Genomic DNA, 13,615 nt, shown 5'->3' with positions numbered 1-13,615 from the left:
GGCTCAACTAACGCTCCTGCTGGTGAGTGGTGCCAAAGCCGCGACCGTCGGTCGTGCCCGTACCGGCCTGGCGGCCTTGCTGAATACCGCGCCGGAGGTTGGTCAGGCGTCCGCGCACGTCGTCAGGGGCCCGGGAAACCTGCGGACCACCTTGGGGGGCTTGCTGGGTCGTGCCGGAACCGGGCACGAGGTTCGCGCGCGGCACCCGGCGGGGGAGGCCGGAGGGGGTGACCCCGCCGGCGGAGGGCTCACGGACCTGGCCGGCCCGCTGCCAGACCTCGTCGTTGGGCGAGCTGCGCCAGGCGGCGGGCTCACGACGGGGCGGCGGCGGGGCCTGCTGGGCCTGGGGCTGCTCGGCGCGGACCCGCTGCGGCGGTTGCTGCGGCTGCTGGGGGTGCTGCTGCGGTGCGGGCTGGTGCGGGCGCTGCGGCGGACGGCTCGGGGCGCCGCCGGAGAGCGGACCGCTGCCGGAGAGCGGACCGTTGCCGTTCTGCTGCGGGGCCACCGGGCCGCGCTCGACGTGCACCTGCTGCATGCGCTCGGCACGGCCGGTACGGAACCAGTCCGACTCGAGGGAGTCGAAGATCGGGCTGGTCTCGTCCGGGCGGGCCGGGGCCGGCGGCAGGGCCATCGGCTCGGACGCGGCCGGCAGCGGATGCCGCTGCTCGCCGGGCCGCTGCTGCTGACCGGCGGCCGGTCCGCGGTGACGCTGGGTCTGCGGGGCCGGAGGCATGGGCGCCTGCGCCATCGGCGCCTGGGGCATCTGGGCCTGCGGTCCCGTCGGACGCTGGAAGACGTCACTGCGGGTGTAGGTGCCGGTCTGCTGCTGGGGCGGCTGCTCCTGCTGGTACTGCGGCTGCTGTTCGTGCTGGTACTGCTGCTGGTGTTGCGGCAGCTGCGGTTCCTGCTGGTACTGGGGCGGCTGCTCCTGCTGGTACTGCTGCTGCGGTTGCTGCGGTTGCTGCTGCCGGCCGAAGGCGGAACCCATGGTGCCGCGCTGCGGCGACGTGTGCGGGATCGTGTTGAAGTCCGGGCGCTCGAACTGCGCCGTGGTCTCCAGGTCCTCGTGGCCGCGCGGCATGTCCGCCGCCGCGCCGACCGGCTGCGGTGCCGCGGGCTGCTGCGGGTACTGCGGAGCCTGCGGGGCCTGCGGCTGCTGCTGCGGACCGGCGTGGCGCTGCGGACGGCTCTGGCCGCCCTGGCCCTGCTGTTCGTTCGCCCAGCTCGGGCCGGAACGCTGCGGGGCCGCGGGAGCACCGGGCCGACCGCCCTGCGGAGCCTGACCCGGGCCCGCCGGGCCCGAGTTGAGGGCCGGACGCGGAGCGGAACCGGGCACCTGGCCGCGCTGCGGCGCGCGACCGACACCACCGGCCGGCGCACCGGCGGGCACCGCCCCGCCCGGACCGCCCGCACCGGGACCACCCGGCTGCTGACCGCGGTTGCCGGCGGCACCGGGCTGCGGCTTGGCGCCGCCCTGGGTGACGTCGACCGGGAGCATGACGAGCGCGGTGGTGCCGCCCGAGTCGGACGGACGCAGCTGGATGCGGATGCCGTGTCGCAGGGACAGGCGGCCGACCACGAACAGACCCATGCGGCGGGAGACGGAGACGTCCACCGTGGGCGGGTTCGCGAGCCGCTCGTTGATGTCGGCCAGGTCCTCCGGGGAGAGGCCGATGCCGGTGTCGTGGATCTCGATCAGCACGCGCCCGTCGGGCAGCGCGTGACCGGTGACCCGGACCTTGGTCTGCGGGGAGGAGAACGAGGTCGCGTTCTCCAGCAGCTCTGCGAGCAGGTGGACGAGGTCGTTGACGACGCGGCCGGTGACCTCCACCGCCGGCACCGAGGTGAGCTCGATGCGCTCGTACTGCTCCACCTCGGAGGCCGCGGCGCGCAGGACGTCGACCAGCGGGACCGGACGGGTCCAGCGGCGGCCGGGCTCCTCGCCCGCGAGGACGAGGAGGTTTTCGCCGTTCCGGCGCATACGGGTCGCGAGGTGGTCGAGCTTGAAGAGGCTGGACAGCTGGTCCGGGTCGGCCTCGCGGGACTCCAGTTCGGAGATCAGGCTCAGCTGACGCTGGATCAGGCCCTGGCTGCGGCGCGAGAGGTTGGTGAACATCGCGTTGACGTTCCCTCGCAGCAGCGCCTGTTCGGCGGCGAGACGGACCGCCTCGCGGTGGACCTCGTCGAACGCGCGGGCCACCTGGCCGATTTCGTCGCGGGTGTGGATGCCGATCGACTCGACCGAGGTGTCCACGTCCTGCGGGTCGGACTCGGAGAGCTGCTTGACCAGCTCGGGCAGCCGCTTCTGGGCGACTTCCTGCGCGGTGTCCTGCAGGCGGCGCAGCGAGCGGACCATGGAGCGGGCGACGACGAAGGCGCCGACGACCGAGATGCCGAGCACGAGGAGGATCAGCGCACCGCTGATGATCGCCTCTTGCTGTGCCTCGTCGCGCAGTGTCAGGGCCTGCTGCTGCATCTCCTCGAGCAGGTGCTGCTCGATGGCCTTCATCGTGTCGAGCTTGGTCTTCGCGGCGTCGTCCCAGTCGAGGTAGGAGCCGTCGAAGTTCTGGATGCCCTCTTCGGAGGCCGCGATACGGGCGGCCTGCTCGTCGTGCTGGGTGATCGCGGCGTTGCCGTGCTCGAGACCGCCGAGCAGGTCCTCTGACTTCTGCCGGCCGTAGATCTGGCGGAACTGCTCCAGCGCGGTGCGCTCCGAACGGAGGGCACCCCCCATGAAGCGGAAGTCGTTGGAGCTCAGCTTCTTGTCGTCGGCGAGCGCGGCACTGACCACGGCGCGCTGGATGGACTCGTACTCCTTGGCCGCGGAGAACGCGGCCAGCGCGCGGGTACTGGCGATCATCTCGGTGTTACCCGTCGCCTCGGCCATCTCCTGGGAGAGGTCGATCAGCGACTGGATGAGCCCGTCGTACTCGCTGACCGTCGAGGAGACGAAACCGCTCTGGTCGTACGCGCGCTCGCGGATCGCCTGCAGGGTGCCGAGCTGACGGTGGATCGCCTGCAGCGAGGCGTTGACACCCGTGAGGTCGGGGTCGATGCCCTCCTCCGCCTGGCTGAACGCCTGGCGGGCCAGCTTGGTGTTCTGCTGCGCGGCGACGATGTCGTCGTCGTTCTCGTCCCGGGGGGTGCTGGACAGCGGACCGGCGGAGACGTCCCGTTCGTTCTGGAGCGCGGCGGCGAGCTTGGTCGCCTGCTCCGTCAGATCGGTCAGGGACGTCATCGCGTCCAGCTGCTTCACGTTCTCCAGCGAGCTCTGGATGCGCAGGGCACCCAGGGTGGTCGCGGCGACCACCGGCAGCGCGAGCAGCGACACCAGACGAGTGCTGATGCGCCAGTTGCGCATGGCTATTCGGGAGCCGTGTTTGGGGCCTGAGCGCACACCGCTCTCCGGCGTGGCGCCGCTCTCCGCGCCCGCGGTTCCGACGTCTGCGGTGTCCTCCCGGCGGATGGGGCCGGTGTCGGCCCCACCACGCTGTTCCGGGTCGCCCGCAGCGCCGCCATCCCTCTTGAAACGTCCCTGCACTAGCGTCGCAACCTCTGGACCAGGCGTCCCCCGCGCGGGCGGATGGACGGTGTCGAGTTTGTGGAGTCCCGCCCCCCGGCAGGTACCCGTTGGCCGCCGCCGCCCGGCGGTCGCACGCTCCCCCTTGCGCGCCGGCATCTGTTGATACGGCGGTCCGGGGAATTCCAGCACAGTGCCGGACCTCCAACAAGGCCCGTCGGGTATCGAGTGGAATACGTGACTCAGCGCACCGGGCGCGTCACACGGTGTCCGGCCGCATTCGGGCGGGGACGGTCAATTCGGGCGCCTTCAGGGGCTCATGGGGCTCTGCCTGCACAAGCCCGCCGCCGGCGGCCGGGTGCAAATGGCGTGGATCATCCGTGATGTCGGGTTCGCAGGCATCGGCGGAGCGCCCGATTCGCCCTTCTTGTCGACCACTTGGTGAGCAAAATCACAGGGGAGTGCCCGTGTCGCTCACCCGGAAAGGGGAATGCCCGCCAGATAGATTGACGTTTGACACCACGGTGTACTACGTCAACCTGCGCCCCAGGGCGCCCGGACTCCACGAGGTTCTGACCGCCCCATGAAGACGACCATGATCATGCGACCCATAGCCAACCCGCGTCGCACCACCCTCGCGCACCTCACGGACGCCGAGGACACGCGGACCACGGAGGTCGCACCGGCCGTCGAGGGCGAGGCCCCCGTCGTCATCCTGCCGCGGCAGACCGCCAACCCGCGCCGCACCGTGCTGAAGAACCTGGAGAACCAGCCCGCCGACTGAGCCCCGGCTCGCCGGACGGGAGCGCGCAGCACCCCCGGGATAACCTGGAGCGTCAGTCTCCGGCCAGTGAGGTGAGCTGCTTCCCGTGCGCATCGCCAGGTTCTCCATCGACGGCAATGTCGCCTTCGGCGTCGTCGAGGGCGACGAGTCCGTCCCGGACGGACTCGTCCTCGACATCATCAAGGGCATCCCGTTCGCCGAGTACGAGCGCTCCGGCACCAAGGTGCCGCTGAGCAAGGTGCGGCTGCTGCCGCCCGTGCTGCCCAGCAAGGTCGTCGGCATCGGCCGCAACTACGCCGAGCACGCCGCGGAACTGGGCAACGAGGTCCCGGAGGTGCCGGTCGCCTTCTTCAAGCCGTCCACCTCGGTGATCGGCCCCGGCGACCCGATCGCCTACCCCTCCTTCTCGCAGGAGGTGCACTACGAGGCCGAGCTCGCCGTCGTGATCGGCCGGCTGTGCCGCGAGGTCCCCCGCGAACGCGTCCAGGACGTGATCCTCGGCTACACCTGCGCCAACGACGTCACCGCCCGCGACGCCCAGAAGGCCGAGAAGCAGTGGGCCCGCGCCAAGGGCTTCGACTCCTCGTGCCCCATCGGCCCCTGGATCGAGACCGGTCTCGACCTCGCGGCCGCCGGCGACCTGGCGGTGACCGCGACCGTCAACGGCGAGCTGCGCCAGGCCGGGCGCACCAGCCAGATGATCCGCTCCATCGAGGACCTGATCGTCCACATCTCCGAGGCGATGACCCTGCTCCCCGGCGACGTCGTCCTGACCGGCACCCCGGCCGGGGTCGGACCGCTCCATGTCGGCGACGAGGTCGCCGTCACCATCGAAGGCATCGGCACTCTCACCAACAAGGTGATCAAGCGTGACTAGCGCAGCACCCGTACGCGTACGTTTCTGCCCGTCGCCGACCGGCAACCCCCACGTGGGCCTGGTCCGCACCGCCCTGTTCAACTGGGCGTTCGCCCGCCACCACCAGGGCACCCTGGTCTTCCGCATCGAGGACACCGACGCCGCCCGCGACTCCGAGGAGTCGTACCAGCAGCTGCTGGAGGCCATGCGCTGGCTCGGCTTCGACTGGGACGAGGGCCCCGAGGTCGGCGGCCCGCACGCGCCGTACCGCCAGTCGCAGCGCATGGACGTGTACAAGGACGTCGCCGCCAGGCTCCTGGAGTCCGGCCACGCCTACAAGTGCTACTGCACCACGGAGGAGCTCGACGAGCGCCGCGACGCCGCCCGCGCCGCCGGCCGCCCCTCCGGCTACGACGGCCACTGCCGCGATCTGTCCGCCGGGCAGATCGACGCGTACGAGCGCGAGGGCCGGGAGCCGATCGTCCGCTTCCGCATGCCCGACGAGCCGATCACCTTCACCGACCTGGTGCGCGGCGAACTCACCTTCACCCCGGAGAACGTGCCCGACTACGGCATCGTCCGGGCCAACGGCGCCCCGCTCTACACCCTGGTCAACCCGGTCGACGACGCGCTGATGGAGATCACCCACGTGCTGCGCGGCGAGGACCTGCTGTCCTCCACCCCGCGGCAGATCGCGCTGTACAAGGCGCTGGCCGAACTCGGCGTCGGCAACGGCACGACCCCGCAGTTCGGTCACCTGCCGTACGTCATGGGCGAGGGCAACAAGAAGCTCTCCAAGCGTGACCCGCAGTCCTCCCTCAACCTCTACCGGGAGCGCGGCTTCCTGCCCGAGGGCCTGCTGAACTACCTGTCGCTGCTCGGCTGGTCGCTCTCCGCCGACCGCGACGTCTTCTCCGTCGAGGAGATGGTGGCCGCCTTCGACATCGACGCCGTCAACGCCAACCCGGCCCGCTTCGACCTGAAGAAGGCCGAGGCGATCAACGCCGACCACATCCGCATGCTGGACGTGAAGACGTTCGCCGAGGCCTGCGGCCCGTGGCTGAGGGCCCCGCATGCCCCCTGGGCGCCCGAGGCGTTCGACCAGGCGGCCTTCGAGGCGGTCGCGCCGCACGCCCAGACCCGTCTGACCGTGCTCTCCGAGATCACCGAGAACGTCGACTTCCTCTTCCTCGACGCACCGGTGACGGACGAGGCGTCCTGGGACAAGGCGATGAAGGACCCCGCGGCCGCCGCCGCGCTCCTCGCCACCGCCCGGGAGAACCTCGCAGCCGCCGACTGGAACGCCGAGGCCCTCAAGGCCGCCGTCCTCGCCGCCGGTGAGACGCACGGCCTCAAGCTCGGCAAGGCCCAGGCGCCGGTCCGGGTCGCCGTCACCGGCCGCACCGTCGGCCTGCCGCTCTTCGAGTCCCTCGAAGTGCTCGGCCGCGAGCGCACCCTGGCCCGCGTCGACGCCGCGCTGGCGAAGCTCGCCGGCTGACGCACGGCACGCGCGACCGCCCCGGTTCCCAGCGGACCCGGGGCGGCGCGCTTCCCGGAGCACCGATGCGACGCAGGCCCAAGCCCCCGCCCTCCCCGCTGCCCCAGCGCCACGGGGTCGACGCGGTGCGCCTGCGGCTGCCGGAGGCCGGGCCGTGGACGTCGGTACGCGACCACCTGGTGGAGCGGCTGACGGCCGTACCTGCGGCGCGCGTCGAGGCGATGCTGGCGGCCGGGGAGATCCACGCGGCCGACGGGCCGCTGGCCCCCGACGCGCCCTACCGGCCGGGCGCCTTCCTCTGGTTCCACCGTGACTTCGCGCCGGAGGTTCCCGTCCCGTTCGCCGTCGAGGTGCTGCACCGGGACGACGCGCTGCTGGTCGTGGACAAGCCGCACTTCCTCGCCACCACCCCGCGCGGCAGCCATGTCACCGAGACCGCCCTCACCCGCCTGCGCCACGACCTCGGCCTGCCCGCGCTCAGCCCGGCCCACCGCCTCGACCGGCTGACCGCCGGAGTGGTGATGTTCGTGATCCGCCCCGAACTGCGCGGCGCCTACCAGACCGTCTTCCGCGACCGCCGGGTGCGCAAGGAGTACGAGGCCCTGGCCGGGTACGACCCCTCGCTGGAGCTGCCGCGCACCGTGGAGAGCCGGATGGAGAAGGAACGCGGGGTCATCGCCGCGCGGGAGGTCCCCGGCCCGCCCAACGCCCGCACCCGGGTGGAACTCCTGTCCCGCCACGGCGCGCTGGCCCGGTACCGGCTGTACCCGCACACCGGCCGCACCCACCAGCTGCGCGTCCACATGAACAGCCTCGGCCTGCCCATCCTCGGCGACCCCGTCTACCCCGTCGTCCTGCCCGAGCCCGCCCCGGGCGATTTCGGCCGCCCGCTCCGGCTGCTCGCCCGGCTGCTGGAATTCGACGACCCGGTGACCGGCGAGCACCGCCGCTTCGTCAGCCGCCGGACGCTGTGCCTCCCCCCGGAACCCGGGTAGACCCGCACGGATAGAGTCCGGGCATGCCGATCCGCGCCGTGCTGTGGGACATCGACGACACGATCTTCGACTACTCGGCGGCCGAACGCGCCGGCGTGATCGGCCGACTGCGCAGCGAGGGCCTGCTCCCCGCCTCCGACGACGACCGGGACCGGGCCGCCGCCCGCTGGCGCGAGGTGATGGACCTGCACTACGGGCGCTTCCTCGCCGGTGAGATCACCTGGGCGGAGCAGCGCCGGGAGCGGGTCCGCGCCTTCGTGGGCCAGGCCGTGACGGACGAGGCGGCCGACGCGTGGTTCGAGGCGTACTACGTCCACTTCGAGGCCGCCTGGAGCGCCTTCCCCGACGTCGTCCCCGCCCTCGACGCGCTCACGCCCGGCTACCGGCACGCGCTGCTCTCCAACTCCGCCGCCGCCCATCAGGAACGCAAGCTCGCCCGGCTGGGCCTGCGGGACCGCTTCGAGTTCCTGCTCTGTTCGCAGGAACTGGGGTACGCCAAGCCGGCGCCGCAGGCTTTCCTGGCCGCGTGCGAGGAGCTGGGGCTGCCACCGTCCGAGGTGGCCTACGTGGGGGACAAGGCGGACACCGACGCGCGCGGGGCGAACGCCGCAGGTCTTCACGGTGTGTGGCTGGACCGAACGGGTACTGTCACCGCCTCCGACCTGCGGCGGATCACCGGACTCGACCAGCTGCCGGCCCTCCTGGCGGCGGATACCCGTTTTGGAGCCCCGTCTTCGATCGGGTAATGTTCTTCCTGCGCCGCCGGGCGGGCCGAAAAGCCGGTCCGGAGCGCACGCCAGACAACACCCCCTGCGGGGGGTTGTGTTTTGGTGGGGTATGGTGTAATTGGCAGCACGACTGATTCTGGTTCAGTTAGTCTAGGTTCGAGTCCTGGTACCCCAGCGCAGTATTTCTGCAGAGCCCCCGTTGTGTAGCGGCCTAGCACGCTGCCCTCTCAAGGCAGTAGCGCCGGTTCGAATCCGGTCGGGGGTACTGATCTCTCTCGCAGGGATCGCTAGGGCCCCCGTTGTGTAGCGGCCTAGCACGCCGCCCTCTCAAGGCGGTAGCGCCGGTTCGAATCCGGTCGGGGGTACTTGACACACCATGGGGTATGGTGTAATTGGCAGCACGAGTGATTCTGGTTCATTTAGTCTAGGTTCGAGTCCTGGTACCCCAGCGTAGTTCTCTGACTTGCCCCCGTTGTGTAGCGGCCTAGCACGCCGCCCTCTCAAGGCGGTAGCGCCGGTTCGAATCCGGTCGGGGGTACATCGGGAAGAGGCCCCCCGCTCCGGCGGGGGGCCTCTTTCGTTCTTCCCCGCCGTTGCTCCGCGTCGCCCTCCGCCCGGGCGCTTCGCGGCCTGTCGCGTCACTCAACTCCGAAGCGCCGCAAGGACTCCTCGGCCTCGGCGAGCCGGCGCAGGCTCAGCAGCACCGGCTCGTAGAGCACGGTCAGCGTCACGGCGGCGGCGGCCTGTTCGAGCGGGGTGTCGTAGAGCTCGACCAGATCCAGGTCGTGGACGGCCTGTTGGGCGGCGAGGCGGGCGTAGGGCTCCAAGTGCCGTGCCCCGCTGGGGTATCCGAGGCGGGTGAGGGTGGCGACCGCGGCGACGAGCATCCGGTACGCGGGGGAGGGGCCGCGCCTCTCGCTTCCGTGACTCCACCCGAGCCCGGACATCAACAGGTCCACTTCGCGACGGGCGGTGGCGGTCGCCGGGTCGTCCTCGTCGGGCTCCGGGCCGTGCGGCAGCGCGAACGTGGCGGCGCCCAGACGCATGTGCTGGTTGAGCGACTCGTCCTCGACCGCGGCGAGCACCTCGCGGGCGGTGGCGACGGGGACCCTGCCGACCTGGATCAGGGCCCGCACGAAGCGGAGCCGGCGCAGATGCTCCTCGCCGTACTCGGCCTGGGTGGCCGTGACGCGACGGCCGGGTGGCAGCAGGTTCTCGCGCAGGTAGTACTTGATCGTTGCCGTCGGCACGCCGCTGCGCTCGCTCAGTTCCGCCAGTCGCATTCCTCTTGCGCCCTCCACTGGATAGTGGCACTATCCAATCATGGATAGCGGCACTATCCAATGCTGTCCATGTCGAGCAGGGAGCCCGGCCGGCGCGTGCCGGGTGTCCGTCATGGGTGATGGGGGAGCGTCATGTCCGTACAGCTGATTCCGGGCCGCAACACCGCGGCCGCCGAGGGTGAGATCGTCGTCTTCCACATCGGGATGCGGATCAACCGCCTGCGGGCGCTGCGCGAGTGGCTGCCGGCCTTCATGGCGATGCCGCGCATGCTGCGCGAGCTGTCGCAGGACAAGGGCGGCGGATTCCTCGGCTACCGCCTGCTGCTCGGCTCGCCCCGGTTGTTCTACGTCGTGCAGTACTGGTCGACCAAGGAGCAGCTCATCGCCTACGCCTCGCAGCAGGACAAGCAGCACCGGCCCGCGTGGGCGGAGTTCAACCGCCGCGCGCGGGCCGGCAAGGGGCGAGTGGGCATATGGCACGAGACGTACGCCGTACCCGCGGGTTCCTACGAGTCGGTGTACGTCGACATGCCCGCCTTCGGGCTCGGCGCCGCGACCGGTGTCGTCCCGGTGGGCCGCCGTGGCGAGTCGGCGGCCGAGCGGCTGGCGGCCGCCGAGGGGTAGCGGTCGCTCGGGGCGCCCCCGCGCTTCAGCTGCTGCGGCGCAGCGCCTCGGACAGCCGGCCCGCGGCGTCCACGACGGCCTGCGCGTGCATGCGGCCGGGGTGCCGGGTCAGCCGCTCGATCGGGCCGGAGACGGAGACCGCCGCCACGACGCGGTTCGACGGACCGCGCACCGGGGCGGAGACGGAGGCCACACCCGGTTCGCGTTCGCCGATCGACTGCGCCCAGCCCCTGCGGCGCACGCCGGAGAGCGCGGTGGCGGTGAATCGGGCTCCCTGCAGGCCCCGGTGCAGCCGTTCCGGCTCCTCCCAGGCCATGAGGATCTGGGCGGCGGAGCCCGCCTTCATCGGCAGCGTCGAGCCGACGGGCACGGTGTCTCGCAGTCCGGACAGCCGCTCCGCGGCGGCGACGCAGATGCGCATGTCGCCCTGGCGCCGGTAGAGCTGCGCGCTCTCGCCGGTCACGTCCCGCAGGTGCGTGAGCACCGGGCCGGCGGTGGCCAGCAGGCGGTCCTCGCCCGCCGCGGCGGCGAGTTCGGAGAGACGGGGGCCCAGGATGAAGCGTCCCTGCATGTCGCGGGCGACCATGCGGTGGTGCTCCAGTGCGACGGCGAGACGGTGCGCGGTGGGGCGGGCGAGACCCGTGGCGCCCACGAGTCCGGCCAGGGTGGCCGGGCCGGACTCCAGCGCGCTGAGCACCAGAGCCGCCTTGTCGAGAACGCCGACGCCACTACTGTTGTCCATGCAACGATACTCCCGTCTCACTCTGTGAAACGCAAGTTCAATTTTCCCGTGAACGCGGCACGCTGGATGGACAGGCCGGAGCGCCGCATCCCTCACCTGGGGACGGAGGCGCACGGCAACGACGAACAGGCCGGCAGCGCGGCCGGTCGGAGGGAATGCGATGGCCAGGACACTCGCGGAAAAGGTCTGGGAGGATCACGTCGTACGGCGCGCCGAAGGCGAGCCCGACCTCCTCTTCATCGACCTGCATCTGCTCCACGAGGTCACCAGCCCGCAGGCATTCGACGGGCTGCGGATGAACGGGCGCCCGGTGCGCCGGCTGGACCTCACCATCGCCACCGAGGACCACAACACCCCGACCCTCGACATCGACAAGCCGATCGCCGATCCGGTCTCGCGCACGCAGCTGGAGACGCTGCGCAAGAACTGCGCGGAGTTCGGGGTGCGGCTGCACCCGCTGGGCGACGTCGAGCAGGGCGTGGTGCACGTGGTCGGCCCGCAGCTGGGCCTGACCCAGCCGGGCATGACCGTGGTCTGCGGCGACAGCCACACCTCCACCCACGGCGCTTTCGGCGCGCTGGCGTTCGGCATCGGCACCAGCCAGGTCGAACACGTACTGGCCACCCAGACGCTGCCGCTGGCCCCGTTCAAGACCATGGCGATCACCGTCGACGGCGAACTGCCCGAGGGCGTCACGGCCAAGGACCTGATCCTGGCGATCATCGCCAAGATCGGTACCGGCGGCGGCCAGGGCTATGTCATCGAGTACCGCGGCTCGGCCATCGAGAGGCTCTCGATGGAGGCCCGGATGACCATCTGCAACATGTCGATCGAGGCGGGCGCCCGGGCCGGCATGATCGCCCCGGACCGCACCACCTTCGACTACCTGCAGGGCCGTGCGCACGCGCCGCAGGGCGAGGACTGGGACGCCGCGGTCGCCTACTGGGAGACGCTGAGGACCGACGAGGACGCCGTCTTCGACCACGAGGTCGTCATCGACGCCGCCGCACTGTCCCCGTTCGTCACCTGGGGGACCAACCCCGGCCAGGGTGTCCCGCTGAGCGCCTCCGTGCCGGACCCGGCGTCCTTCGCCGATCCCAGCGACCGCCTGGCGGCCGAGAAGGCACTGGAGTACATGGGCCTGGAGGCCGGTACGCCGCTGCGCCAGGTCGAGGTCGACACCGTCTTCGTCGGCTCCTGCACCAACGGCCGCATCGAGGACCTGCGCTCGGCGGCATCGGTCGTCAAGGGCCGCAAGGTGGCCGACGGCGTGCGGATGCTGGTCGTCCCCGGCTCGGTCCGGGTCGCGCTGCAGGCCGTCGAGGAGGGCCTGGACAAGGTCTTCAAGGAGGCCGGCGCCGAATGGCGGCACGCGGGTTGCTCGATGTGCCTGGGTATGAACCCCGACCAACTCGCGCCCGGTGAGCGCTCCGCGTCCACCTCCAACCGCAACTTCGAGGGACGGCAGGGCAAGGGCGGCCGCACCCACCTGGTGTCCCCCCAGGTCGCCGCGGCCACCGCGGTCAACGGCCACCTCTCGTCCCCCGCCGACCTGCCCGGCGTCGCCGTCCTGGAGGCCTGAGAACCATGGAAGCTTTCACCACGCACACCGGCCGGGCGGTCCCGCTGCGCCGCAGCAACACCGATACCGACCAGATCATCCCGGCCCACTGGCTGAAGAAGGTCACCCGCAACGGCTTCGAGGACGGCCTGTTCGAGGCATGGCGCAAGGACCCCGAGTTCGTCCTCAACCGGCCCGAGCGCCGGGGCGCCAGCGTCCTGGTCGCCGGCCCCGACTTCGGCACCGGCTCCTCCCGTGAGCACGCCGTGTGGGCGCTGCAGAACTACGGCTTCAAGGCCGTGATCTCCTCCCGCTTCGCCGACATCTTCCGCGGCAACTCGCTGAAGAACGGCCTGCTCACCGTGATCCTGCCGCAGGAGACGGTCGAGCGCCTGTGGGAGCTCACCGAGGCCGACCCGACCGCCGAGATCACCGTGGACCTCGAGACCCGGGAGGTCCGCGCCGAGGGGATCACCGCGCCCTTCGAGTTGGACGACAACGCCCGCTGGCGGCTGCTGAACGGCCTGGACGACATCAGCCTCACCCTGCAGAACGAGGCCGACATCGCCGCCTACGAGGCCAGGCGTCCGTCCTTCAAGCCGCAGACCCTGCAGGTCTGAGCCCTCTCCGCCCGTCCCGCAGCGCCCCCCGCCCCCACCGGGCGGGGGGCGCTGCGGCGTGTTCGGCTCCACACCTCGTGACAACTCACCGCAGATGACACAATCGGCACATGGAACACGATGGCCAACTCGAGCTGTACGCGTTCCTCGCTGCCAGGTTGAAGCAGGCCCACACCCGTGTGGCGGGTCTGCAAGTGCCGGAGGAAGTCCGGGTGCAGTTGACCCGGAAACTCCTCGTCATCACCGCCGCCTCGAAGCACGATCTCGCAGGTGCGGCAAGGCGTCTGGAGGATCTGATGAAGGACCTCGACGAAGGCCGATTCCCCGATCAAGAGCCTTCCTGAGCCCGGAGTTCGTTGCGGCACAAGGGTGATTCGCCCGTTTCGTATTTGATTTGCGGTATA

12 protein-coding genes and 5 tRNA genes are annotated in these 13,615 nt (G+C 71.2%); 14 read left to right on the top strand and 3 right to left on the bottom strand.

From position 1 onward, the window contains the following. Positions 1 to 7 precede the first annotated feature (7 nt). Positions 8 to 3,541, bottom strand: coding sequence for a nitrate- and nitrite sensing domain-containing protein (locus PV364_RS11710; RefSeq protein WP_319659774.1), 3,534 nt, complete (start codon positions 3,539 to 3,541; stop codon positions 8 to 10). Positions 3,542 to 4,103: 562 nt separating this feature from the next. On the opposite strand from PV364_RS11710, the gene PV364_RS11705 reads away from it, so the two are divergent. The 10 genes from PV364_RS11705 (at position 4,104) to PV364_RS11660 (ending at position 8,919) form a co-directional block, all read left to right on the top strand. Further along, a complete protein-coding gene (locus PV364_RS11705) occupies positions 4,104 to 4,304 on the top strand; it encodes a hypothetical protein (protein WP_319659773.1) in 201 nt (66 codons plus the stop codon). Between the two features lie 85 nt (positions 4,305 to 4,389). Next, positions 4,390 to 5,181: a fumarylacetoacetate hydrolase family protein gene (locus PV364_RS11700; RefSeq protein WP_319659772.1), complete on the top strand. Its 792-nt coding sequence runs from the start codon at positions 4,390 to 4,392 to the stop codon at positions 5,179 to 5,181. Continuing rightward, positions 5,174 to 6,658 carry a glutamate--tRNA ligase gene (gltX, locus tag PV364_RS11695; protein ID WP_319659771.1) on the top strand — a complete coding sequence of 495 codons (1,485 nt, stop codon included), beginning with the start codon at positions 5,174 to 5,176 and terminating at the stop codon, positions 6,656 to 6,658. Before PV364_RS11700 ends, gltX begins: the two co-directional genes overlap by 8 nt. Positions 6,659 to 6,723: 65 nt before the next feature. After that, positions 6,724 to 7,653: a pseudouridine synthase gene (locus tag PV364_RS11690; protein WP_319659770.1), complete on the top strand. Its 930-nt coding sequence runs from the start codon at positions 6,724 to 6,726 to the stop codon at positions 7,651 to 7,653. A 23-nt stretch (positions 7,654 to 7,676) separates the two neighbouring features. Next, complete coding sequence (locus PV364_RS11685) at positions 7,677 to 8,399, top strand: HAD family hydrolase (protein ID WP_319659769.1); 723 nt, start codon at positions 7,677 to 7,679, stop codon at positions 8,397 to 8,399. Positions 8,400 to 8,484: 85 nt separating this feature from the next. After that, positions 8,485 to 8,556: transfer RNA gene (locus tag PV364_RS11680), tRNA-Gln, on the top strand. Between the two features lie 17 nt (positions 8,557 to 8,573). After that, positions 8,574 to 8,646: transfer RNA gene (locus tag PV364_RS11675), tRNA-Glu, on the top strand. A gap of 27 nt (positions 8,647 to 8,673) precedes the next feature. Next, a tRNA-Glu gene (locus tag PV364_RS11670) sits at positions 8,674 to 8,746 on the top strand. Positions 8,747 to 8,758: 12 nt separating this feature from the next. Next, positions 8,759 to 8,830: transfer RNA gene (locus tag PV364_RS11665), tRNA-Gln, on the top strand. Positions 8,831 to 8,846: 16 nt separating this feature from the next. Next, a tRNA-Glu gene (locus PV364_RS11660) sits at positions 8,847 to 8,919 on the top strand. 100 nt (positions 8,920 to 9,019) lie between these two features. On the opposite strand, the gene PV364_RS11655 is transcribed toward PV364_RS11660, so the two are convergent. Then, positions 9,020 to 9,664: a MerR family transcriptional regulator gene (locus tag PV364_RS11655; RefSeq protein ID WP_319659768.1), complete on the bottom strand. Its 645-nt coding sequence runs from the start codon at positions 9,662 to 9,664 to the stop codon at positions 9,020 to 9,022. Between the two features lie 132 nt (positions 9,665 to 9,796). Here PV364_RS11655 and PV364_RS11650 point away from each other — a divergent pair, with 132 nt between their 5' ends. After that, entirely contained in the window at positions 9,797 to 10,288 is a 492-nt protein-coding gene (locus PV364_RS11650) for a DUF4188 domain-containing protein (protein WP_319659767.1), read from the top strand. A gap of 25 nt (positions 10,289 to 10,313) precedes the next feature. Here PV364_RS11650 and ndgR read toward each other — a convergent pair whose 3' ends face one another. Continuing rightward, entirely contained in the window at positions 10,314 to 11,030 is a 717-nt protein-coding gene (gene ndgR / locus PV364_RS11645) for an IclR family transcriptional regulator NdgR (RefSeq protein ID WP_319659766.1), read from the bottom strand. A 160-nt stretch (positions 11,031 to 11,190) separates the two neighbouring features. Between ndgR and leuC the strand changes: the two genes are divergently transcribed. The 3 genes from leuC (at position 11,191) to PV364_RS11630 (ending at position 13,555) form a co-directional block, all read left to right on the top strand. Beyond that, a complete protein-coding gene (gene leuC / locus PV364_RS11640; protein WP_319659765.1) occupies positions 11,191 to 12,612 on the top strand; it encodes a 3-isopropylmalate dehydratase large subunit in 1,422 nt (473 codons plus the stop codon). A 5-nt stretch (positions 12,613 to 12,617) separates the two neighbouring features. Next, complete coding sequence (gene leuD, locus PV364_RS11635) at positions 12,618 to 13,211, top strand: 3-isopropylmalate dehydratase small subunit (protein ID WP_319659764.1); 594 nt, start codon at positions 12,618 to 12,620, stop codon at positions 13,209 to 13,211. Positions 13,212 to 13,321: 110 nt separating this feature from the next. Continuing rightward, positions 13,322 to 13,555 carry a hypothetical protein gene (locus PV364_RS11630; protein WP_319659763.1) on the top strand — a complete coding sequence of 78 codons (234 nt, stop codon included), beginning with the start codon at positions 13,322 to 13,324 and terminating at the stop codon, positions 13,553 to 13,555. The last annotated feature ends 60 nt before the right edge of the window (positions 13,556 to 13,615 follow it).

Source organism: Streptomyces sp. MI02-7b (assembly GCF_033793585.1).
Classification (GTDB): domain Bacteria; phylum Actinomycetota; class Actinomycetes; order Streptomycetales; family Streptomycetaceae; genus Actinacidiphila.
This window is presented reverse-complemented; position numbering and strand designations above follow the sequence as displayed.

Bases quoted from the DNA above. Each gene is read 5' to 3' on its own strand.
- PV364_RS11705 (WP_319659773.1), top strand. From the start codon at position 4,104: ATGAAGACGACCATGATCATGCGACCCATAGCCAACCCGCGTCGCACC.
- PV364_RS11690 (WP_319659770.1), top strand. From the start codon at position 6,724: ATGCGACGCAGGCCCAAGCCCCCGCCCTCCCCGCTGCCCCAGCGCCAC.
- PV364_RS11685 (WP_319659769.1), top strand. From the start codon at position 7,677: ATGCCGATCCGCGCCGTGCTGTGGGACATCGACGACACGATCTTCGAC.
- PV364_RS11655 (WP_319659768.1), bottom strand. From the start codon at position 9,664: ATGCGACTGGCGGAACTGAGCGAGCGCAGCGGCGTGCCGACGGCAACG.
- PV364_RS11650 (WP_319659767.1), top strand. From the start codon at position 9,797: ATGTCCGTACAGCTGATTCCGGGCCGCAACACCGCGGCCGCCGAGGGT.
- ndgR (WP_319659766.1), bottom strand. From the start codon at position 11,030: ATGGACAACAGTAGTGGCGTCGGCGTTCTCGACAAGGCGGCTCTGGTG.
- leuC (WP_319659765.1), top strand. From the start codon at position 11,191: ATGGCCAGGACACTCGCGGAAAAGGTCTGGGAGGATCACGTCGTACGG.
- leuD (WP_319659764.1), top strand. From the start codon at position 12,618: ATGGAAGCTTTCACCACGCACACCGGCCGGGCGGTCCCGCTGCGCCGC.
- PV364_RS11630 (WP_319659763.1), top strand. From the start codon at position 13,322: ATGGAACACGATGGCCAACTCGAGCTGTACGCGTTCCTCGCTGCCAGG.